The sequence below is a fragment of the Nocardioides oleivorans genome (assembly GCF_004137255.1).
In the GTDB taxonomy this organism is placed as follows: domain Bacteria; phylum Actinomycetota; class Actinomycetes; order Propionibacteriales; family Nocardioidaceae; genus Nocardioides; species Nocardioides oleivorans.
Genome location: NZ_SDWT01000001.1, coordinates 2,799,434 through 2,819,000, shown reverse-complemented (window position 1 = coordinate 2,819,000; position 19,567 = coordinate 2,799,434). Strand labels below are relative to the sequence as shown.

Sequence of the window (19,567 nt, the reverse complement as noted above, 5' to 3'; positions counted from 1 at the left end):
CGGGACGGCGGGCGGGCAGGATGACGCCATGGACTTCCAGCAGATGCAGGAGCGGGCCCGGTCGGTGCGGGAGAGGTACGCCGAGGTCGAGGCGGCCTCCTACGGGCGGTCGTGGACGTCCGAGGAGATCATGCTCGGCTTCCTCGGCGACGTCGGCGACCTGGCCAAGCTGGTCCAGGGCAAGGCAGGCGTGCGGCCCCGCGAGGACCTCGACGAGGCACTCGCGCACGAGCTCGCCGACTGCCTCTGGAGCGTGATGACCCTCGCCGACGCGTACGACGTCGACCTGGCGGGCGCCTTCACCGGCACGATGGACGAGCTCGACCGGGTGCTCTCCGGCGACTGAGCTTCCACGCGCTCGGGTGGAAGTCCATCGAGCGGCGGGCCTAGAGCAGCGTCATGGCGTCGCGGTGGATGACCTCGCGCTCGTAGGCCGCGCCGAGGGACTCCTTGAGCTCACCGGTCGAGCGACCCAGGAGGGCGGGGAGCTCGTCGGCGTCGAAGTTCACCAGCCCGCGCGCGACGAGCGCACCGTCGGGGTCGAGGACGTCGACCGCGTCGCCGGCGACGAAGGTCCCGCCCACGGCCGTGATGCCGGCAGCCAGCAGCGAGGCACCCCGCTCGACGACGGCACGGACGGCGCCCGCGTCGAGGGTGAGCGTGCCCTGCCCCGAGGTGGCGTGCGCGAGCCAGAGCAGGCGGGTCGGGCGACGCTTGCCGGTGGCCTCGAAGTGGGTGCCGACCTCGGCGCCCGCGAGGACGGCCGCGGCCTGGTCGGCCGAGGTGAGGAGCACGTCGATCCCTGCGCCGGTGGCGATCCGAGCGGCGTCGACCTTGGTCGTCATCCCGCCGGTGCCGACACCCGAGGCGCCGGTCGAGCCGATCGTGACCGCAGCGAGGTCGGCCTCGGAGTGCACCACCGGGATCAGCCGGGAGCCCTCCCGGCTCGGCGGGCCGTCGTACAGGCCGTCCACGTCGGACAGCAGCACGAGCAGGTCGGCGTGGACGAGGTGCGCGACCAGCGCGGCGAGCCGGTCGTTGTCGCCGAAGCGGATCTCGGAGGTGGCGACGGTGTCGTTCTCGTTGACGATGGGTACGACGCCGAGCTCGAGCAGCCTGGCGAAGGTCTGGTGGGCGTTGCGGTAGTGCGCACGACGGGTGACGTCGTCGACGGTGAGGAGCACCTGGCCGGTGACGATCCCGTGCCGGGCGAACTCCTCCTGGTAGCGGTGCGCCAGGAGGCCTTGGCCGACCGACGCGGCGGCCTGCTGCGAGGCGAGCGCGCGCGGGCGCTTCTTCATCCCGAGCGGGGCGAGACCCGCGGCGATCGCACCCGACGACACCAGCACGACCTCGGCGCCGGCGTCACGGGAGGCGGCCAGCACCTCCACCAGCCGGCGGACGCGCGCGGGGTCGATACCACCTGCGGCGGTGGTCAGCGACGACGAGCCGACCTTGACGACGACGCGCCGGGCGGCACGCACCAGCCCAGCACGGTCCGACCCGACGCCGTCGCTCACTCGTCGTCCTGCTCGCCACCCCAGTCGGGGTCGTCCTTGCCGCCGATCTCGTAGGACATCGGGCCGACACCGGAGCTGCCGGTGCTGCGGTTGGGGCCCTTGGCCCTGCGCTCCGCGTCGAGGCGGCGGGCCACGTCGGCGCGGGCCTCCTCCTCGCCCTTGGTCTCCATCGCGTCGGCGATGTCGCGGCGGCGGTCGCGGGCCGGTCGGTCCTCGCGGAACCGCTCGTCCTCGCCCCGGCGCCCGAGCATCTCGGCGCCCGCCTCGATGCTGGGCTTGAAGTCGAAGACGACCGAGTTGTCCTCTGCTCCGATGAGGACGGTGTCGCCCTCCTGCGCGCCCATCTTCGCGAGCTTGAGCTCGACACCGAGGCGGTTGAGGCGGTCGGCGAGGAACCCGACGGCCTCCTCGTTGCTGAAGTCGGTCTGGCGCACCCAGCGCTCGGGCTTGGTGCCGCGCACCCGCCACCCGTCGTCGGTGGCCACGACCTCGAAGTCGTCGCCGCTGTCCACGGCCCTCGGTCGCAGCACGATCCGCTCGGGCTCGACCTGGGGCGCGACCGCACGGGCGGCCACGACGATCTCGGCCATCGCGAAGGTCAGCTCGCGCAACCCGGCGCCCGACGCGGCACTGACCTCGAAGACCCGCAGGCCGCGGCCCCGCAGCTCCTCGACCACCATGTCGGCGATGTCCTGGCCGTCCGGCACGTCGACCTTGTTGAGGGCCACCAGGCGGGGCCGGTCCTCCAGCCCGCCGTAGCGCGCGAGCTCGCCCTCGATGACGTCGAGGTCGTCGAGCGGGTTGCGCCCGGGCTCGATCGAGGCGGTGTCGACGACGTGGACCAGGGCCGCGCAGCGCTCGATGTGGCGCAGGAAGTCGTGGCCCAGGCCGCGGCCCTCCGCCGCACCCTCGATCAGGCCGGGGACGTCGGCGACCACGAAGGTGGTCTCGCCGGCCGTGACGACGCCCAGGTTGGGGATCAGGGTGGTGAAGGGGTAGTCGGCGATCTTGGGGCGCGCGCGCGAGATGGCGGCGATCACCGAGGACTTGCCGGCGCTCGGGAAGCCGACCAGGCCGATGTCGGCGACGACCTTCAGCTCGAGGCGTACGACGAGCTCGTCGCCGGGCTCGCCCAGCAGGGCGAACCCGGGGGCCTTGCGCTTGGAGGAGGCGAGCGCGGCGTTGCCGAGGCCGCCGCGGCCGCCCGCGGCGACGACGAGGGTCGTGCCGTGACCCACGAGGTCGGCCAGCACGGTGCCGTCCGCGTCCTTGACCATCGTGCCGTCGGGCACCGGCAGCGTCAGGTCCTTGCCGTTGCCGCCGTTCTTGTGGTCACCGGCGCCCTGGCCGCCGTTGTCGGCCTTGCGCTTCGGGCTGTGGTGGTAGTCCACGAGCGTCGTGACGCTGGTGTCGACCTGCAGGATGATCGAACCACCCTGGCCACCGTTGCCACCGTCGGGGCCGCCGAGGGGCTTGAACTTCTCGCGCTTGACCGAGGCCACGCCGTTGCCACCCCGTCCTGCTGCGAGGTGCAGCGTGACCTGGTCGACGAAGGTGGGGATGGCCATGGGATTCCTGTCAGTGGTGGTGGAACGACGAAAGGGCGTCCCCGATCAGGGACGCCCTTTCGCAGTCTGCGGAGTGCAGAGGTGGATCAGTGTCGCGTCGTCACTCGCCCGGGACGATGTTGATCACGCGGCGACCGCGGCGGGTGCCGAACTCGACGGCGCCGGCCTGCAGGGCGAAGAGGGTGTCGTCGCCACCGCGGCCCACGCCGGTGCCCGGGTGGAAGTGGGTGCCACGCTGGCGCACGATGATCTCGCCCGCGCCGACGACCTGGCCGCCGAAGCGCTTCACGCCGAGGCGCTGGGAGTTGGAGTCACGGCCGTTCTTGGTGCTCGCAGCACCCTTCTTGTGAGCCATTGTTCATTCCTTTGCGAACGAAGAGTTGGTGGTCGACCTCGAGCGGGGCTCAGAGGGAGATGTCGGTGACCTTGACCTGGGTGTACTTCTGGCGGTGACCCTGGCGCTTCTTGTAGCCGGTCTTGTTCTTGTACTTCTGGATGATGATCTTCGGACCCTTGGTGCGACCGGTGACCTCGACGGTCACGCTGGCCTTGTCGAGGCCGGTCGCGGTGACCTTGTCACCGTCGACGACCATCACCACGGGAAGGGTGAGGGTGTCACCGGCTGCGCCGAGCGCGTCGATCTCGATGACGTCGCCCACGGCAACCTTCTGCTGCTTGCTGCCACTGCGCACGACTGCGTACACGGCGAGTCACTCTCCTCGATACGAACTACGGGTTGGAACACGGCTGGAAGAACGGGGTTCCTGCGCACGACACCGCCTGGACTTCTGGCGAGGTGCGGCCGCCGGGCGGGCGCGCAGGGTGGTGCTACGAACACCGACGGTCAAGAGTACGGGATCGGGTGCCGACCGGGCAAAACGAGGTCCGGTCGCCCTCCCCCGCACCCTCGACGGTGCGGACGGCTCAGCGCTTGCGTGAGCCCTTCTTCTTGATCGGGACGTGCTCGATGGCGGGAGCGTCGTCGGCGGGACCGTCGGCCAGGTCGCCGGACTCCGTGGCGAGCGAGGCGTCGACGCCCGGGTCGACCCCGACGTCCACCGGCTCCACCACGCCCGACTCGGGGGGCGTGCCGGCGTCGCCGATCGGCGCGGCTGCGGGCAGCGTCGCCGGCGGACCGGCGGGCCTGCTGGCGGAGCGGCGGCGCGTACGCGTGACGACCCGCGGCTTCTCGGGCTCGGCGGGTGCCTCCGCAGGAGCTGCCTCGGCAGCCTCCTCGACAGCCCCGGCCGGGGACTCCTCGGCTGCGGACGCCTCGTCGGCGACCGCCGCCTGAGGTGCCTCGGGTGCCTCGGGTGCCTCGGGTGCCTGGACGGGAGCCGCGGTGGGCTCGTCGGCAGGCTCGTCGGTGGGCGCCTCGAGCACGGCTTCGTCCGGCTCGGAGGCCGTCTCGGAGGCCGTCTCGGAGGTGGTCTCGGAGATCGTCTCCTGGGCCTCGTCGGCGGACTTGTCGTGGCGCGCCATCGCGGCGACGTCCTTCGGCGACGGAGCGTGGTGCTCGGCCGACTTGTCGCTCCCGGCGGAGCCGCTGCCCGACTCGCCGTTGGAGTCGTTGCCCTCGCCGGAGGCGCCCCGACGGCCACGACGGCGGCCGCTGCGGCGGCCCTCACCGGGCTCCTCCGAGGAGGCGCCCCGGCCGTTCGGGTCGACGGGCTGGTCCTTGATCACGACCCCGCGACCGTGGCAGTGCTCGCAGTTCTCGCTGAACGCCTCGAGCAGGCCGGTGCCGATCCGCTTGCGGGTCATCTGGACCAGGCCGAGCGAGGTGACCTCGGCGACCTGGTGGCGGGTGCGGTCGCGGCCGAGGCACTCGACGAGGCGACGTACGACGAGGTCGCGGTTGGACTCCAGCACCATGTCGATGAAGTCGACGACGATGATGCCGCCGATGTCGCGCAGCCGGAGCTGGCGCACGATCTCCTCGGCCGCCTCGAGGTTGTTCTTGGTCACCGTCTCCTCGAGGTTGCCCCCGGACCCGGTGAACTTGCCGGTGTTGACGTCGACGACCGTCATCGCCTCGGTGCGGTCGATGATCAGGGAGCCACCCGACGGGAGCCAGACCTTGCGGTCGAGACCCTTGTGGATCTGCTCGTCGATCCGGTAGGTGGAGAACACGTCGCCCGCGCCGTTGCGCTCGTACTTCTCGACGCGCTCGACGAGGTCGGGCGCCACGGACTCGACGTAGCCGCGGACGGTCTCCCAGGCGTCGTCACCCTCGATGACGAGCTTGGAGAAGTCCTCGGTGAAGAGGTCGCGCACCACCTTGAGCGTGAGGTCGGGCTCCCCGTAGAGCAGCTGCGGGCCGGAGCCCTTGTTGGCGGACTTCTTCTCGATGTCCTCCCAGCGCGACTTGAGGCGCTCGACGTCGTGGGTGAGCTCCTCCTCGCTGGCGCCCTCCGCCGCCGTGCGCACGATGACGCCGGCGGTGTCGGGGACGATCTCCTTCAGGAGGGTCTTGAGGCGGTTGCGCTCGGTGTCGGGCAGCTTGCGCGAGATCCCCGACGTGGTGCCGTCCGGGACGTAGACGAGGAAGCGGCCGGCGAGGCTCACCTGGCTGGTCAGGCGGGCGCCCTTGTGGCCGATGGGGTCCTTGGTGACCTGGACCAGGATCATCTGGCCGCTGGTGAGCACCGACTCGATCTTGCGGGGCTGGCCGTCCTTGTGGCCCAGGGCGGACCAGTTGACCTCACCGGCGTAGAGGACCGCGTTGCGACCCTTGCCGATGTCGATGAACGCCGCCTCCATCGACGGCAGGACGTTCTGCACGCGACCGAGGTAGACGTTGCCGATGAGCGAGGTCTGGGACTCGCGGGCGACGTAGTGCTCGACGAGGACCCGGTCCTCCAGCACCCCGATCTGGGTGAGGTCCTGGCGCTGGCGGATCACCATCACGCGGTCCACGGACTCGCGGCGGGCGAGGAACTCGGCCTCGCTGACGATCGGCGCACGGCGGCGACCGGCCTCGCGGCCCTCGCGGCGGCGCTGCTTCTTGGCCTCGAGGCGGGTGGAGCCGGCCACGGCGGTGATCTGGTCCTCGGCGGAGCGGCGGCTGCGGACTCGGGTGACGGTGTTGGGCTCGTCGTCCTCCGAGGCCGGGTCGTCCCCGGCGCGGCGGCGACGGCGACGGCGGCGCGAGGTGCCCTCGCCGTTCCCGTCACCGTTGGCGTCGCCGTTGTCGGCCGGGCCGGAGTCGCCGTTCGCCTCGGAGGCGTCGTCGGCCGCGGTCTCCGCGGAGTCGGTGCCGGAGGCGGCCTCGCCGTCCTGCGCACCGTCCTGGCCGTCCTGCCCGTCCTGGGAGGAGTCGGAGGACTTGCGGCGGCGACGGCCGCCGCGGCGGCGACGGCGTCGGGCCGGGCCGTCCCCGTCGGCGGAGTCGTCGTCGGAGTCGCTGGAGTCGTCGCTGGAGTCGTCGCTGGACCCCTCGCTGGAGTCGTCGGCCTGCTCGGTGTCGGAGGTCTCGACGCCCTCGGCCTCGACGTCCGCGGACGCGGCGGCCTCCTCGTCGGTGACCTCCTCCTCGTCCTCCGGAGCCACCTCGACGACCGGGTCGTCGGCCTTCGCTCCCGAGCGTCGCCCGGACTTCTTCGCGGCGGCCTTCTTGCCGGCGGTCTTCTTGCTCTCGGCCTTCTTGCTCGCAGCCTTCTTCGCCGGTGCGCTCACCGCGGCCTCGTCGCCGGTCGGCTCGGCGGCGGCGTCGGTCTCGGTGGCAGCCTCGGGAGCAGCCTCGGGAGCCGTCTCGGCAGCGGTCTCGGCAGCGGTCTCGGCAGCGGTCTCGACGGGCGTGGGCCGCTTGCGGGTGCGGCGCGTGGTCGTGGTGACGACCGGCGCCTGGAACAGCACGGCGTGCCCGGTGGCGTCGTCGGCGGGGTCCTCCGCGGCAGCGTCGGCGTCGGCGACCTCGGCGACGACCGGCTCGGTGGCAGCGGTCTTCCTGCCGGCCGTCTTCTTCGCGGCCGTCTTCCTCGCCGGTGCCTTGGCGGTCTTCCGGGCCGCAGCCTTCCTGGCCGGAGCCGCGACCTCGGTGCCGTCGCCGGCGGTCTCGACGCCGGTGTCGACGGAGGTGTCGGTGGAGGTGTCGGCGGTGGTCTCGTCCGCGGCCTGGGGCGGGGTCGCCTCGGCGTCGGCGGCCGAGGCGGCCTTCTTGGCGGCCGACCTGCGCGGGGCGGCCTTGCGGGCCGGCGCCTTCTTCGCGGCGGCCTTCTTCGCGGGCGCCGCGACCTGCTCGGCGGCGGCGCCTGCGTCAGAGGGCGCCTCGGCGGGTGCCTCGGTGGATGCCTCGGTGGGCGCCACGGCGGACTTGCGGGCCGGGGCCCTGCGGGTCCGGCGCGTCACCACGGGAGCGGACGGCTCCGTGGCGGCGGGAGCCTCGGTCCCGGCTTCGGTGCGGTCGGGCTGGTCGTCATCGAGCATGTGGTGCTCCTCGGGCGCCGATCACGGCGCCGGTACGGCGTCCACCGCTCTCGCGGAACGATCCCGGGGACGCAAAGCTTCAGTGGCGGCGACTCCCTCCGCAGGAGCGTCTCCGGGAAGCCGATCCGTCACCTGCCGCGGTCGCCGGGCCGTGAGGAGCCCCTGTCACAGGTTCCTGTGGCCGCGTCGCGGTCCGGTGACGTCCACCCTCCCGGGGTGCCGACCACACGTGGTGGACGGCGAGAACGTCGTCGGCTCGACAGATCCCGACTCTCACCACGGGCGTCGAACGTGGCGAGTATCGCACACGCCACGTCAACCTTCCCTATGTGCGCGCGCCCAGCGGGTCGCCGGGCTCGCCCGAGTCGAGCAGCGGGCCCTGGGCCAGGCGGGTCATCAGCGGGGCCTCGCCGGCCGTCAGTCCGGCCACCGCCTCCAGGCCGCGCAGCACGTCGTCGGGTCGTACGGCCGGGGTGCCGTGCCGCAGCACGACGTCGATCGACGTACGCCCCGGAGCCGGTGCGGCGGGCAGCACCTCGAGGGCGATGACCGCACCCCGGGCATCGAACTCGCGCATCCCCTTCTTGGTCATCCGCTCCACGAGGGCCTCGTCTGCGGCCAGGAACGACGCGACGGCGGACGTGGTGGCCTCGTGGTCGGCCGCCAGGTCGATCTGCCAGCGGCTGACCTCGAGCAGGTCGGCGAGCGATCCGCCGGGCGACTCGACGACCTCGAGGACGTCCAGCCCGGGCGGGAGCGCCTCGTCGAGCATCGCGTGCACGTCGGCCGGCACCACGACCTCGGCCAGCGCGAGCTCGAGGTACTCCGCCTCGCTCGCGGCACCGGTCGGCGCAGCCCCGGCGTAGGAGATGCGGGGGTGCGGGTTGAAGCCCGAGGAGTACGCCATCGGCACCCGCGCGCGGAAGACGGCACGCTCGAAGGCCCGGCTGAAGTCGCGGTGGCTGGTGAAGCGGAGCCGTCCGCGCTTGGCGTAGCGGATGCGGAGGCGCTGGACCGGAGGGGCTTGCTGCTCGGGCTGTTCGCGGGGCACGGCGCAACGGTAGATGACCCGTATAGTGCGGTCGGTCCCACCGCTGGAGCTGGAAGGTTTCGACTTGCGTGCTGTGCGCGAGAGACTGCGCGACGCGCGCTGGCCCGTCCTCGTCCCCGTCCTGGTCTACCTCGCACTGGCCCTGTCCGGTGCGAGCTACTCCAGCATCGGGATCGACCAGCTGAGGGAGACCCCGGGCGAGCACTCCGGGCTGATGCTCGGCACGCCCCTCAGCGAGCGGTCGGACGAGTGGGCGACCTCGACGCCCGGCCTGCTGCGGGTGATGACGACGGGATCGACCGACGACCTCAACCCGCTCACGGCCGACGAGCAGTTCCTCAACCAGCTCCCCGGCGGCCCGGTGAGCACCGTCGTCCTCTTCGACCGCTGGGCCCTGCAGCTCGGGCCGTGGCTGCCCGACCAGGTGCTCTACTCGGCCACCCTCTGGCTGCCGATGCTCCTGCTCGCGCTGGGGGTGCCCGCATGGTTCCGGCGCATCACCGGGAGCTCGCGCGTCGGCTGGCTGGCGGTGGCCCTGCTGGTGCTCTCCCCGCTGGCGGTGTGGTGGTCGTTCGGACCGATCGCGTCGCTCGGCCCGCTCTTCGTCGGCTGCACCGCACTGATGAAGGCCCAGGAGGCCTCCCTGGCGCGGCGCACGGTCCCGGCGGTCGCCTGGGGTGCCGTCTCGGCCCTCTTCCTGGCCCGCACCCTCTACGCCTACCCGCCCTGGAGCGTGGTCTTCGACGTCTCGGTGCTGGCCACGACGGTCGCCTTCCTCCTCGTCCCGCGCGTCGGGCGCGGGCGGACCGCCGCAGTCGTCGCGGCGACCGGTGCGGCCACGCTGGCGGCGATCATCGCCGTCGTGCTGGAGAACCGCGCCACGCTGACGGTCCTGGCCGACACCGTCTACCCCGGCCTGCGCCGCTCCGACGGCAACCCGAGCGCCCTACCGGACATCTTCGCCGCGCCCGTCCTGGGGGTGCTGCACGACCACCCGGTCATCGCGGCATCCAACGCCAGCGAGGTCTCCTCGTCCTTCGGCCTCACGCTCGTGTGGGTGGCCGTCCTCGCGGCCGCCGCCTGGCGCCCGGCGCCACGACGTCACCGGGTGGCGATCCTCGTGCTCGGCGCGACGACCGCGCTCTGGTTCGCCTGGTCGACCCTGGCCCTCGGGACGCTCGCCTCCTCGATCCCGCTCCTCAACCAGGTCCCGCAGGCCCGCGCGGCGGACGTGGTGGGCATGCTCGGCGTGCTGCTGCTCTGCCTGGTGCTGCCCCTGCTGCCCGACCTCGGCGCGCGCCGCGTCGCCGTCGCCTCGGCGCTGGCCACCGGCGCGACGACGGCGTACGCCGGCTCCCTCCTGCGCCTGACGAGCATCCCGACGATCTCCCTCATGAGCATCTACGTCGCCTCGCTGGTGGTGGCGGTCGCGGTCTTCCTCATCACCTTCCGCCCGCGCCGGCCCTACGGCTACGTCGTGGCCGTGGCCGGGGCGGCCCTCCTGGTGTGGAACGTGAACCCGCTCCTGTTCGGCCTGGCCGACCTGCGCGGCAGCACCGCGGCCGACGAGCTCCTCGACGAGGCGCCGGAGGTCCGCGAGGACGGTGGCCTGTGGGCCAGCGACGCCTTCGCGGTGGACAGCCTGCTCGCCTCGTCGGGCATCCCCAGCCTCTCCGGCCGCCAGCTGGCAGGCCCGGAGCGCGACGCCTGGACCGCGCTGGACCCGGACGTCGACGAGTCCGTCTGGAACCGGGGCGGCGCCTTCGTCTGGTTCCAGTGGCAGGACAAGCCCGGGATCGCGATGGAGAACCCCAGCCCCGACGTCATCCTGGTGCGGGCGTCGCCGTGCACGCTGGCCGAGCGGATGCCCGCGCTCGAGACCATCGTGGCCACGCGCGACCTGGACATGAAGTGCCTCCAGGAGGTCCGCCGCTTCGACTGGGGCGGCGCCCCGCGCATCGTCTACGACGTCACGGACGGGAGCTAGCATGCCTGCCATGCCCGCAGCCCCGCGCTCAGGACTCCGGGTCCTGGTCATCGTTCCCGCGTGGAACGAGGAGGCATCGGTGGGGGCCACGGTCCGCGAGATCGCGGAGACGAACCCCGACGCCGACATCCTCGTGATCGACGACGGCTCCGGCGACCGGACCGCAGCAGTCGCCGAGGAGGCCGGAGCGCTCGTCGCCCGGCTCCCCTTCAACCTGGGCGTCGGCGGTGCGATGCGCGCGGGCTACCGGTTCGCGCTCCGGCGCGGCTACGACGTGGCGGTGCAGATCGATGCCGACGGCCAGCACGACCCCCGCTACCTGGGTCGCCTCATCGAGCGGCTCGACGACGCCGACGTCGTCATCGGCGCCCGGTTCGCCACCGAGGACGACCCCTACAAGGTGCGCGGGCCGCGACGCTGGGCGATGGTCCTGCTCGCCCGGGTGCTGTCCCGCCTCGCCCACACCCGGCTCACCGACGTGACCTCCGGGTTCCGGGTCAGCAACCGCCGCGCGATCTCCCTCTTCGCCCGGCACTACCCGGCCGAGTACCTCGGCGACACCGTCGAGTCGCTGGTCATCGGCGCGCGGGCGGGTTGCGTGATCACCCAGGAGGCCGTGGTGATGCGTCCGCGCATGGCCGGTCGGGCCTCGCACTCCCCCGTCAAGGCCGCCATCTACCTCCTGCGTGCCGTCTTCGCCCTGGGCCTCGCACTCGTCCGCGACTGGCCCGCGCAGCTCGACGAGGCGGGTGCCGCACCCTCGCCGGCGTTCCCCGACCCCCACCCCAGCCCCACCCCCAGTCCCGCCCCGGAGTCCCACACCAAGGAGGTGGAGCGATGAGCGGCGTGAGCATCCTCGGTGTCGTCGGGTCGCTGGTCATCCTGCTCTCCCTCTTCGAGATGCTGCGGCGCCACCGGCTCCGGGAGAAGTACGCCCTGATCTGGGGGCTCGTCGCCCTCGGCGCGCTCACCGTCGCGGCCTTCCCCGGGCTGCTCGCCTGGGCCACCACGGCGATCGGGCTCCAGGTGCCGGCCAACCTGCTGTTCTTCGTGGCATCGCTCGTGATCATGGTCCTGACGCTCCAGCACAGCTCCGAGCTGGGCCGCCTCGAGGAGCGCACCCGCACCCTGGCCGAGGACGTCGCCCTGCTCCAGGTGGAGCTCGAGCGGCTGAGCGCCCTCGACGCCGAGTCGGGCCGGGACGACGCGTGAGCGGAACCCTCCAGGTGTTCGTCCCGTTCTGGGGCGACCCCGGGCTCCTCTACGCCACCGTCGACAGCGTGCGGGCCCAGACCGACGGCGCGTGGACGTTGACGGTCGTCGACGACTGCTACCCCGACCCGTCGGTCGCGCTCCACTTCGCCGAGGAGGCCGACGAGCGCATCACCTACGTCCGCAACGAGACCAACCTCGGGATCACCGGCAACTTCGAGCGCTGCCGGCGCCTGGCCTCGGAGGACCTGGTGATGTTCCTCGGGTGCGACGACCTCCTGCATCCGTCGTTCGTGGAGCGTGCGCGCACCGTGATGGCGGCGCACCCGGACGCCGCCTTCCTCCAGATGGGGGTCCGGGTCATCGACGAGTCCGGTGCGGAGTCGATGCCGGTGGGCGACCGGATCAAGGCCCTCCTGCGACCGCGCTCCGGCTCGACGGTCGAGATCTCGGGCGAGGACCTTGCCGTGAGCCTGCTGCGCGGCAACTGGCTCTACTGGCCCTCACTCGTCTTCCGTCGCACCTGGTTGCCGCAGCGACCCTTCCGCGAGGACCTGCCGATCATCCTCGACCTGGCGTTCATCATGGACGTCGTACGCGCGGGCGGAGCGCTGGTGCTCGACTCGCACGTGGCCTTCTCCTACCGGCGGCACTCCGAGAGCCTCTCCTCGGCGGCCGCCCTCGACGGCACGCGCTTCGCCGACGACCGCCGCTACTTCCGCGAGATCGGGCAGGAGCTCACGGCGGACGGCTGGCCCCGCGCGGCGCGCGCGGCCCGTCACCGCTGGATCTCGCGGCTCCACGGGCTCACCCTGGTGCCCGACGCGATGCGCAGCCCGGACCGGTCGACGGCGATGCGGCACATCTGGACTCACCTCACGCGCTGACGACCCCGCCGGGCGACGATCACCAGGATGCTGCGCACCAGCATCAGCCTCGAGCGCAGCGCGGGTACGACGCCGCGCGGACGGTTGGGGGTCTCGTTGGAGTCGTGCTCGCGGCGGAGGACGACGACGTCCTCGAGGTGCGTCATGCTGCCGCGCAGGTTGCCCACGAGCGCCAGCCACAGGTCGTGGGACTCGACCAGGAACGGCGGGAAGGGCAGGGCGGTGTCCAGGCTGCTGCGACGCAGGCCCATGGCACAGCCGTAGTAGGGACGCATCCCGGCCAGCACTCCCCCGACGTTGCGCGCGTGGTGGGTGGAGTCCTCGGCCCGCAGCGCCCAGCCCTCGGCGCCGAAGGGCGAGCTGAGCGGTCGCCCCGAGTCGAGCAGCAGCAGGTTGCCCGCCACCACCTCGGTCCGCGCCAGGGCCGCGGTCATGGCGTCCACCCGACCCTCGGGCCACACGTCGTCCTGGTCGGCCAGCAGCAGCAGGTCGTGGCGGCAGGCGCGCAGCGCGGCCTCGAACGTGGCGACGTAGCCACGGTTGACGGGCGACTCGACGAGCCGGAGGCGGTCGTCGGCGATGGACCGGAGCACGGACACGGTGTCGTCGCGCGACGCGTCGTCGACCACGACGAGCTCGTCGTCGACGTCGAGCTGGGCGAGGACGCTGCCCACCTGCTCGGCGACGTAGGCGGATCCGTTGTAGGTGGCCATCGCGACCGAGACGGGCGGACGCGCCGGGGTGTCGCGCTCACGCGGGGACATGGGCGTCTCCGTCCTGGCGCTCGCGGGTGTCCGCGCGGTCGCGCACCAGTGAGGCGACGTGCAGCAGCAGGCCCACGGCGGGGCCGCCCAGCAGGGCGGTGACGCTGCGCTGCTCGAGCGTGCCGGGCAGCAGGAGCAGCACGAGCGTGGAGGCGGTGGCGACCAGCCAGCCGCCGAGGAAGACCGCGTGCCGGTTGGTGGCCTGGCACGTGGCGCCGGTGACCGTGAGCACGGCCAGCAGTGTCGCGGAGAAGGTCAGCAGGCCGAGGACCCAGCCGTCGACGCGGTAGTCGGCGCCGAAGATCGTCGACATCAGCCACGGCCCGATCGCCCAGGCGAGGAGACTTCCGACGGTCCCCACGGCGGTGATCAGGCCGAGCACCAGGACGAGCGCCCGGCCGAAGCGGCGGCCCGCGTGGACGAGGTAGGACACCGTGATGCCCTGCACGGCGTTGAGGGGGATCAGCAGGGGCGCGCGGGTCAGGGAGATCGCCAGGATCAACGGCGCCGCGTCGCGGTAGCCCGCGGGCGAGGTCGTCGAGGCCAGCATCACGGGGAAGCCCACCACCACCGCTGCCGCCGAGGCCTGGGCGAGCATGGACTGCGAGATGCGCCAGGCGAGCACGCGGCCCGGGCAGTCGGTGGCCGTGCCCATGGCGCGTCGCACCGACGGCGCGAGGGTGAGCACGAGGACCACCGCGAGGGCCGATGCCGTCGAGCCGGCGACCATGCCGAGCATCCCGGCGCCGACGAGTGCGGCGATCGCGGTCAGCCCGAGGCGCAGGGACGCCTCAGCCCCGATCACGGTGGCGGTGCCCGACCACTGGCGTCGACCGGTGAGGGCGCCGACGGCGGTGGAGTGGAAGGTGTAGCCGAGCACGCCGAGGCCCAGCAGCAGCGCCACCGGCCAGGCGTCGGCCACGGTGGCGTCGGGGCCGAGGAGGCGCCCGTGCCAGACGAGCACGAAGAGCACCAGCGCCGCCGAGCAGGCGACCGCGCTGACGGCCCCGACCCGCCACAGGCTGGGTCCGACGGCACTGGCGTCGCGCTGGGCGGCAGCCGCGGAGCGAGTGACCTCGGTGGCCAGGCCGGAGAGCAGCCCGTAGGCGAAGAAGAGCACGGAGAGGACCGTCAGGAAGACGGTCGCGTCGGCCTTCGTGAGGGTGTGGGTGGCCAGCCACATGACGACGTAGCTGGTGCCGGCCGAGGCACCCGCAGCGGCGGCCACCAGCAGTGCGGCCCGTCCTCGCTCGCGAGGAGCAGCGGTCACCACGTCCTCTCGTTCCATCGGCGCCTACTCTAGTCAGGACATGACCACGACTCCTCGTCCGGCCGCGGTGATCACGGCCTTCCGCCCCGGACCCTCGTTGGTCGCCGCCGTACGCTCCGTCCTCGGCCAGCTCGACCGGGTGGTGGTGGTCGACGACGGATCCCCCGACGCCGGGACGGCCGCCCACGACGACCTCCTGCTCGAGTGCTCCTCCCTCGGCGCCACAGTGGTCCACCACGGCACCAACAGGGGGATCGGGGCCGCCCTCAACACCGGGATCCGCGAGGTGCGTGGCGCCGACGTCGACCTGACCCACGTGCTCACGATGGACCAGGACTCCGAGCTGCCCCCGGACTTCGTGACGGGCCTGCTCGCGGCCGAGCGGGACGCGATGGCGTCGGGAGTGATGGTCGGCATGACCTCGCCGGGCGCCGTCGACACCGTCCGGCGCCAGGGCACGGACCGTGGCCGTGCCTTCGAGCCGGGCGGGGAGCCGATCCAGTCCGGCCTGCTGCTGCCCGTGGCGACCCTGGAGGCGGTCGGCGAGTTCGACGAGTCCCTCGTCATCGACGGCGTCGACACCGACTACTGGCTGCGCGCCCTCGACCTCGGGCTCGCCGCGGTCGTGGCTCCGGGCGTCTCGCTCTCACACCGCCTCGGCAACCCGGTCGTCCTGCCCGGCGGACGGCAGCTTCCCTTCGTCGTGGCCAGCGAGTTCCGCTACCACTACCAGTGGCGCAACCTGCTCCGGCTCGTCCGGCGGCACGGCCGGCGTCACCCCGGCTGGGCAGCCGGGGCCGTCGTGCGTGCGACGCGCCACCTCGCGATCGTGACGGTCCTGGCCCCGGGCCGCCGCGGGCGCCTCCGCGAGGCGGCGAGCGGGGTGCGGGCGGGCCTGCGCGGCGAGACCGGTAGCCGACGCGGCTGAGCCGGGCACGGTTGATAGCCTCCTGCGCATGCCAGGGGTCTCCGACAGGTTCCGCTCGTCGGGGGTGATCCTCGGCGACCGGCTCGGGGACCGGGACAACAACTTCGACGTGCTCCGGCTCCTCGCGGCATGGGCGGTGCTGGTCTCGCACTCCTACGCCCTGGTCGGCCTGCGCGAGCCGCTCCACCAGCTCGACACGAGCCTGGGCCACGTCGGCGTCCTGATCTTCTTCGCGGTGAGCGGGCTCCTGATCCGGCGCAGCTGGGAGCTCGACCCCTCCCCCCGGGACTTCTGGATCAAGCGCGCGCTGCGCCTGCTCCCCGGCCTGGCGGTGGTGGCCCTCGCGACGGCCTTCGTGCTCGGCCCCCTCGTGACCCGCGTGTCACTGGGCACCTACTTCACCTCGCCCGAGACCTGGATCTACCCCTTCCGCCTGGTCCTCCTGGTCCCCTTCGGCGCCGACCTCCCGGGTGTGTTCAGCGACTCCATCTACGGCGCCTCGGTCAACGGCCCGCTGTGGAGCCTGCCGGTCGAGGTGTTCGCCTACCTGCTGCTGTTCCTGATGGGCGTGACCGGCGTGCTGCGGAGCCGTGCGGCGGTCACCGCGCTCGCCGTCGCCGGCCTCGCCTGGGCCGCCTGGTGGGTCACGGTCACCTCGCCCAGCCTGGGGGCGGTGTCCGTGCTGGCCGCCTTCGCCCTCGCTGCCGCGACCTACGGCTGGCGCGACCGGGTCGTGCTGTCGCACCCGGTCGCGGTCGCAGCCCTCGTCGTGTGCGCGCTGGCCGGCCTCGGACCGGAGTCGCTGTCGGTCGTCGTCTGGACCGTGGGCGCGGTCTACCTGTCGTTCTGGTTCGCCTACGCCCTTCCCCCGGTGGGCCGGGTGCTCACCCGCTTCGGCGACGCGTCCTACGGGCTCTACATCTGGGCGTTCCCGGTGCAGCAGACGATCGTGCAGGTCCTGGGCGACGACATCCACCCGTGGCTGCTCGTCGCGGTGGCGACGCCGATCGTCTGGGTGCTCGCCATCGCGTCGTGGCGCCTGGTGGAGCGTCCGGCGCTGGCGAGGAAGCCGCGCCCCACCCGCGTGGCGGCCTGACCGACCGCCGCGTCCCGCGACTACTCGACGGCGCGGGCCCGGAAGGCGAACGCCATGTAGGACAGGTCGCCGATCACCGACGCGACCACCTTCGACGTGCGCGGGAACCGGGCGTTGCCCATGGCGACGACGGGGAAGAAGGTGTCGACCTCGAACCCGGTCGACGTGAAGAGGTCCTGGGCGCTCGACCGCGTGAAGAAGCGCAGGTGGGTGCGGTCGAGGAGACCGGAGTCGACGTAGTCGAAGCGACCGCGCGCGGCCAGGTTGAACAGGAACGGCAGGTGGCGGATGTTGGGCAGCTCGCCGACCACGACGCCGCCGGGGGTGAGTCGCTCGCGCGTGACGCGGAGCGCGGCCCAGGGGTCGGCCATGTGCTCGAGGACGTGGTTGAAGCTGATGCAGTCGAAGGTGCCGGGCACCTGGTCGAGCGCCTCGGGGTAGAAGCCCGTGGCGACCCCCGTCAGCCGCGTGGCGGCCGCCTCCGCGTCGAGGTCGTGCGGCTCGACCCCCCAGACCTCGCGGCCGTGCTTGCGCGCCAGGACCCCGGCACCGAACGTCCCGTCGTTGCAGCCGACGTCGAGGACGCGCTGCGCCGAGTCGGGAACCAGGTCGGCGACGTGGCTCCTCGTCTCCGACCAGTACGGCGACTCCGTGCCGGCGAAGGCCTCGCTCACGCCCTTGCCGTGGTCAGGTCCACCCGTTCGATCCGACATGACCCGAAGACTAGTGCGTGGCACGCGCGGCGCTGACCCGCCCCGCGCCCCGGACCTACTTCCGCGCGCGGGCGCCCTTGCGGGCGACCGGCTTGCGCGTCTCGACCAGCTGCATGTCGAGCAGCCGGTGCGGGTCCATCATCGGCGCGGCGATCGAGGCGGGCGTGTAGAGGTCCTCGTCCGGGACGCCCCAGCGGCGTACGACGAAGTGGCGCTCCCACGGCTGCACGCTGCCGTCGCGCGTCTGCGACTCGAAGTGGAACATCTCGCAGTTGGCGACCCAGACCGTGCGGAACCCGTGGTGGGCGACCTTGTAGCAGAAGTCCACGTCGTTGAAGTTGGACGGCAGCGCCTCGGTGAAGCCGCCGACGGCGAGGAACACCTCGCGCCGGACCGCTGCGCAGGCGGCGGTGACGCCGGTGACCTCGCGGTTGACCGCCAGCTCGCCGAAGGGGCCGGGGTCCTCGCGGGTGCGGAATCGGAAGGGGTGGTGGTAGTGCTTGCCCCAGTAGCCGTGGCAGGCGTGCTGGATGGAGCCGTCGCTGAAGTAGAGCTTGGCCCCTGTCAGGCCGACGTCGGGCTCGTCGAGCGGGCCGACCAGGTTCTCCAGCCAGCGCTCGCTGATCACCTCGACGTCGTCGTTGAGGAAGACCAGGCGCTCCCCCGTCGCGACCAGCGCGCCGACGTTGCACTTCGCGGAGAAGTTGAAGGGCTGGGTGAACTCCTCCAGGACGAGCTTGTCGCCGGCGATCTCGCGCAGGCGCTCGAGCACCGCCTCGGGGGTGGGCGTGTCGTGGACGACGACGATCTCGACGTTGTCGTGGTCGGTCTTCGCCAGCGCGGACCGCACCGTCTCCTCGACCAGGACGCGGTGCTCGCCGAAGACGAGGGCCGAGCTGCCGAGCGTCGGGATGATGACCGAGACCTTCACGGACGGGTCCAGGTCGCGCTGGATGACGTAGCGGCCGGCCTCGCGGCCCTGCTCGACCCGTCCGGCGATCCCGAGCCGGTCGAGCTGGTCCTGGACGGCACGCTGCCCGGCGATGGTGGCGTAGGGCTTGGCGTCGATGTCGGCCGCTGCCGAGCCCGCGATGGCGCGCCAGTGGTAGAGCACCTGCGCGACGTGCACGACGCGCCGGGCCCGCTCGCTCACCCGGAGCGCGAGGTCGTGGTCCTGGGACCCGTCGTAGCCCTCGCGCAGGGCGCCGACCTCCCGCACGAGCGAGGTGCGCATCACCGACAGGTGCGAGGTGTACATCTGGCCGCGCAACCGCTCGGGCGACCACGTCGGCTTGCGGAACGGCGAGTGGAGCGTGCCGTCGGCGTCGGCCTTGTCCTCGTCGGAGTAGAGGTAGTCGACGTCGTCGTGCTCGGCGATGTGGCGGGCCATCGCCTCGAGGGCGTCGGGGGTCAGCAGGTCGTCGTGGTCGACGAACGCCAGGAACTCGCCGGTCGCTGCCGCCACGCCGTCGTTGGTGGCCTGGACGATGTGCCCGTTGTGGGCTCGCTCGACGAGCCGGATGCGTGGATCGGTGGCCGCCTGCTCGCGGATCCACTCGCGCACCTGCGGCGACGGCGACGCGTCGTCGACGAGGATCCACTCCCAGTCGTCGAGGTCCTGGGCGAGGACCGAGGCGAAGGTCTCCTGGAAGACCTCCAGCGGCGGCTCGTAGACAGGGGTGACGATCGAGAAGAGCGGTGCGCTCATCGGCCCGATCCCCGCAGCCGGCGGGCGACCCGGCGCGCGAACGACGGACGCGCGGCGACGGCCTCGAGCTCGCCGACGCGTCGGGTGAGGGTGGCACTGCTCTTGCGGGCGGCCCCGAGCTTGTCCTGCAGCTCGGTGATGCGCTTGGCCTGGGCGTCCTTGCGCTCGCCCAGCCGCTTCGCCCGGGCGCTCAGCCGGCGCACCTCGACGTGGAGGCGCACGATGTCGGCGTTCTGGCGGCCGATCTCGGCCTCGATGCCGACGACGTGGTCACGGCTGACCAGCGCGGCCTGGCGCGCCTCGAGCAGCTGCCGCTCGAGCAGGCGCACCTGCTCGCGCAACCCGGCTGCCACGTCGTCGTCGCCCGCGACAGCACCGGAGCCTGTCGCCGAGGCGCGGACCTGCTGATCGTCACCCATCGTGTTCCTGTCCCGT

18 protein-coding genes are annotated in these 19,567 nt (G+C 72.7%); 7 read left to right on the top strand and 11 right to left on the bottom strand.

Translation table 11 applies throughout. From position 1 onward, the window contains the following. Positions 1 to 28: 28 nt before the first annotated feature. Positions 29 to 346 (top strand): nucleoside triphosphate pyrophosphohydrolase family protein, encoded by a 318-nt coding sequence (locus EUA93_RS13500; RefSeq protein ID WP_207208684.1) that lies wholly within the window; start codon positions 29 to 31, stop codon positions 344 to 346. A 40-nt stretch (positions 347 to 386) separates the two neighbouring features. Here EUA93_RS13500 and proB read toward each other — a convergent pair whose 3' ends face one another. The 6 genes from proB to EUA93_RS13470 form a co-directional block, all read right to left on the bottom strand. Further along, positions 387 to 1,520: a glutamate 5-kinase gene (gene proB, locus EUA93_RS13495; RefSeq protein ID WP_129400601.1), complete on the bottom strand. Its 1,134-nt coding sequence runs from the start codon at positions 1,518 to 1,520 to the stop codon at positions 387 to 389. Beyond that, the gene (gene obgE / locus EUA93_RS13490) at positions 1,517 to 3,088 is read right to left on the bottom strand and encodes a GTPase ObgE (protein ID WP_129400600.1); all 1,572 of its coding nucleotides are present in this window, start codon (positions 3,086 to 3,088) and stop codon (positions 1,517 to 1,519) included. Before obgE ends, proB begins: the two co-directional genes overlap by 4 nt. A 100-nt stretch (positions 3,089 to 3,188) precedes the next feature. Next, positions 3,189 to 3,443 (bottom strand): 50S ribosomal protein L27, encoded by a 255-nt coding sequence (rpmA, locus tag EUA93_RS13485; RefSeq protein WP_090967377.1) that lies wholly within the window; start codon positions 3,441 to 3,443, stop codon positions 3,189 to 3,191. 49 nt (positions 3,444 to 3,492) lie between these two features. Further along, positions 3,493 to 3,792, bottom strand: coding sequence for a 50S ribosomal protein L21 (rplU, locus tag EUA93_RS13480; RefSeq protein ID WP_090967378.1), 300 nt, complete (start codon positions 3,790 to 3,792; stop codon positions 3,493 to 3,495). Positions 3,793 to 4,012: 220 nt separating this feature from the next. Continuing rightward, positions 4,013 to 7,516 (bottom strand): Rne/Rng family ribonuclease, encoded by a 3,504-nt coding sequence (locus tag EUA93_RS13475; RefSeq protein WP_129400599.1) that lies wholly within the window; start codon positions 7,514 to 7,516, stop codon positions 4,013 to 4,015. Between the two features lie 325 nt (positions 7,517 to 7,841). Beyond that, positions 7,842 to 8,567 (bottom strand): TIGR03936 family radical SAM-associated protein, encoded by a 726-nt coding sequence (locus EUA93_RS13470; protein WP_129400598.1) that lies wholly within the window; start codon positions 8,565 to 8,567, stop codon positions 7,842 to 7,844. Between the two features lie 73 nt (positions 8,568 to 8,640). On the opposite strand from EUA93_RS13470, the gene EUA93_RS13465 reads away from it, so the two are divergent. From EUA93_RS13465 to EUA93_RS13450, 4 genes are read left to right on the top strand one after another with little or no spacing between them, the layout of a single operon-like run. Next, complete coding sequence (locus tag EUA93_RS13465) at positions 8,641 to 10,554, top strand: DUF7657 domain-containing protein (protein WP_129400597.1); 1,914 nt, start codon at positions 8,641 to 8,643, stop codon at positions 10,552 to 10,554. 10 nt (positions 10,555 to 10,564) lie between these two features. Continuing rightward, entirely contained in the window at positions 10,565 to 11,395 is an 831-nt protein-coding gene (locus EUA93_RS13460; RefSeq protein WP_129400596.1) for a glycosyltransferase family 2 protein, read from the top strand. Then, positions 11,392 to 11,766 carry a DUF2304 domain-containing protein gene (locus EUA93_RS13455; protein WP_129400595.1) on the top strand — a complete coding sequence of 125 codons (375 nt, stop codon included), beginning with the start codon at positions 11,392 to 11,394 and terminating at the stop codon, positions 11,764 to 11,766. The genes EUA93_RS13460 and EUA93_RS13455 overlap by 4 nt, the downstream gene beginning before the upstream one ends. After that, the gene (locus tag EUA93_RS13450) at positions 11,763 to 12,653 is read left to right on the top strand and encodes a glycosyltransferase (protein ID WP_129400594.1); all 891 of its coding nucleotides are present in this window, start codon (positions 11,763 to 11,765) and stop codon (positions 12,651 to 12,653) included. The genes EUA93_RS13455 and EUA93_RS13450 overlap by 4 nt, the downstream gene beginning before the upstream one ends. Here EUA93_RS13450 and EUA93_RS13445 read toward each other — a convergent pair. Both EUA93_RS13445 and EUA93_RS13440 read right to left on the bottom strand, forming a co-directional pair. Beyond that, positions 12,638 to 13,417, bottom strand: coding sequence for a glycosyltransferase (locus tag EUA93_RS13445; RefSeq protein WP_129400593.1), 780 nt, complete (start codon positions 13,415 to 13,417; stop codon positions 12,638 to 12,640). The two genes, EUA93_RS13450 and EUA93_RS13445, sit on opposite strands and share 16 nt — an antisense overlap. Beyond that, positions 13,404 to 14,705 (bottom strand): polysaccharide biosynthesis protein, encoded by a 1,302-nt coding sequence (locus tag EUA93_RS13440; RefSeq protein WP_129400592.1) that lies wholly within the window; start codon positions 14,703 to 14,705, stop codon positions 13,404 to 13,406. The genes EUA93_RS13445 and EUA93_RS13440 overlap by 14 nt, the downstream gene beginning before the upstream one ends. Positions 14,706 to 14,727: 22 nt before the next feature. On the opposite strand from EUA93_RS13440, the gene EUA93_RS13435 reads away from it, so the two are divergent. Both EUA93_RS13435 and EUA93_RS13430 read left to right on the top strand, forming a co-directional pair. Continuing rightward, positions 14,728 to 15,615, top strand: coding sequence for a glycosyltransferase (locus EUA93_RS13435; protein ID WP_129400591.1), 888 nt, complete (start codon positions 14,728 to 14,730; stop codon positions 15,613 to 15,615). Positions 15,616 to 15,643: 28 nt separating this feature from the next. Further along, on the top strand, positions 15,644 to 16,711 hold the full coding sequence (locus tag EUA93_RS13430) for an acyltransferase family protein (RefSeq protein WP_129400590.1): 1,068 nt from the start codon (positions 15,644 to 15,646) through the stop codon (positions 16,709 to 16,711). 20 nt (positions 16,712 to 16,731) lie between these two features. Here the strand turns inward: EUA93_RS13430 and EUA93_RS13425 are convergent, their stop codons facing one another. Genes EUA93_RS13425 through EUA93_RS13415 form a run of 3 tightly spaced genes read right to left on the bottom strand, consistent with a single transcriptional unit; the run spans position 16,732 to position 19,551 of the window. Continuing rightward, positions 16,732 to 17,424 (bottom strand): class I SAM-dependent methyltransferase, encoded by a 693-nt coding sequence (locus EUA93_RS13425; RefSeq protein ID WP_129400589.1) that lies wholly within the window; start codon positions 17,422 to 17,424, stop codon positions 16,732 to 16,734. A 55-nt stretch (positions 17,425 to 17,479) separates the two neighbouring features. Next, complete coding sequence (locus EUA93_RS13420) at positions 17,480 to 19,132, bottom strand: glycosyltransferase family 2 protein (protein WP_129400588.1); 1,653 nt, start codon at positions 19,130 to 19,132, stop codon at positions 17,480 to 17,482. After that, positions 19,129 to 19,551, bottom strand: a complete 423-nt coding sequence (locus tag EUA93_RS13415) for a hypothetical protein (RefSeq protein WP_129400587.1) — start codon at positions 19,549 to 19,551, stop codon at positions 19,129 to 19,131. The genes EUA93_RS13420 and EUA93_RS13415 overlap by 4 nt, the downstream gene beginning before the upstream one ends. Positions 19,552 to 19,567 lie beyond the last annotated feature (16 nt).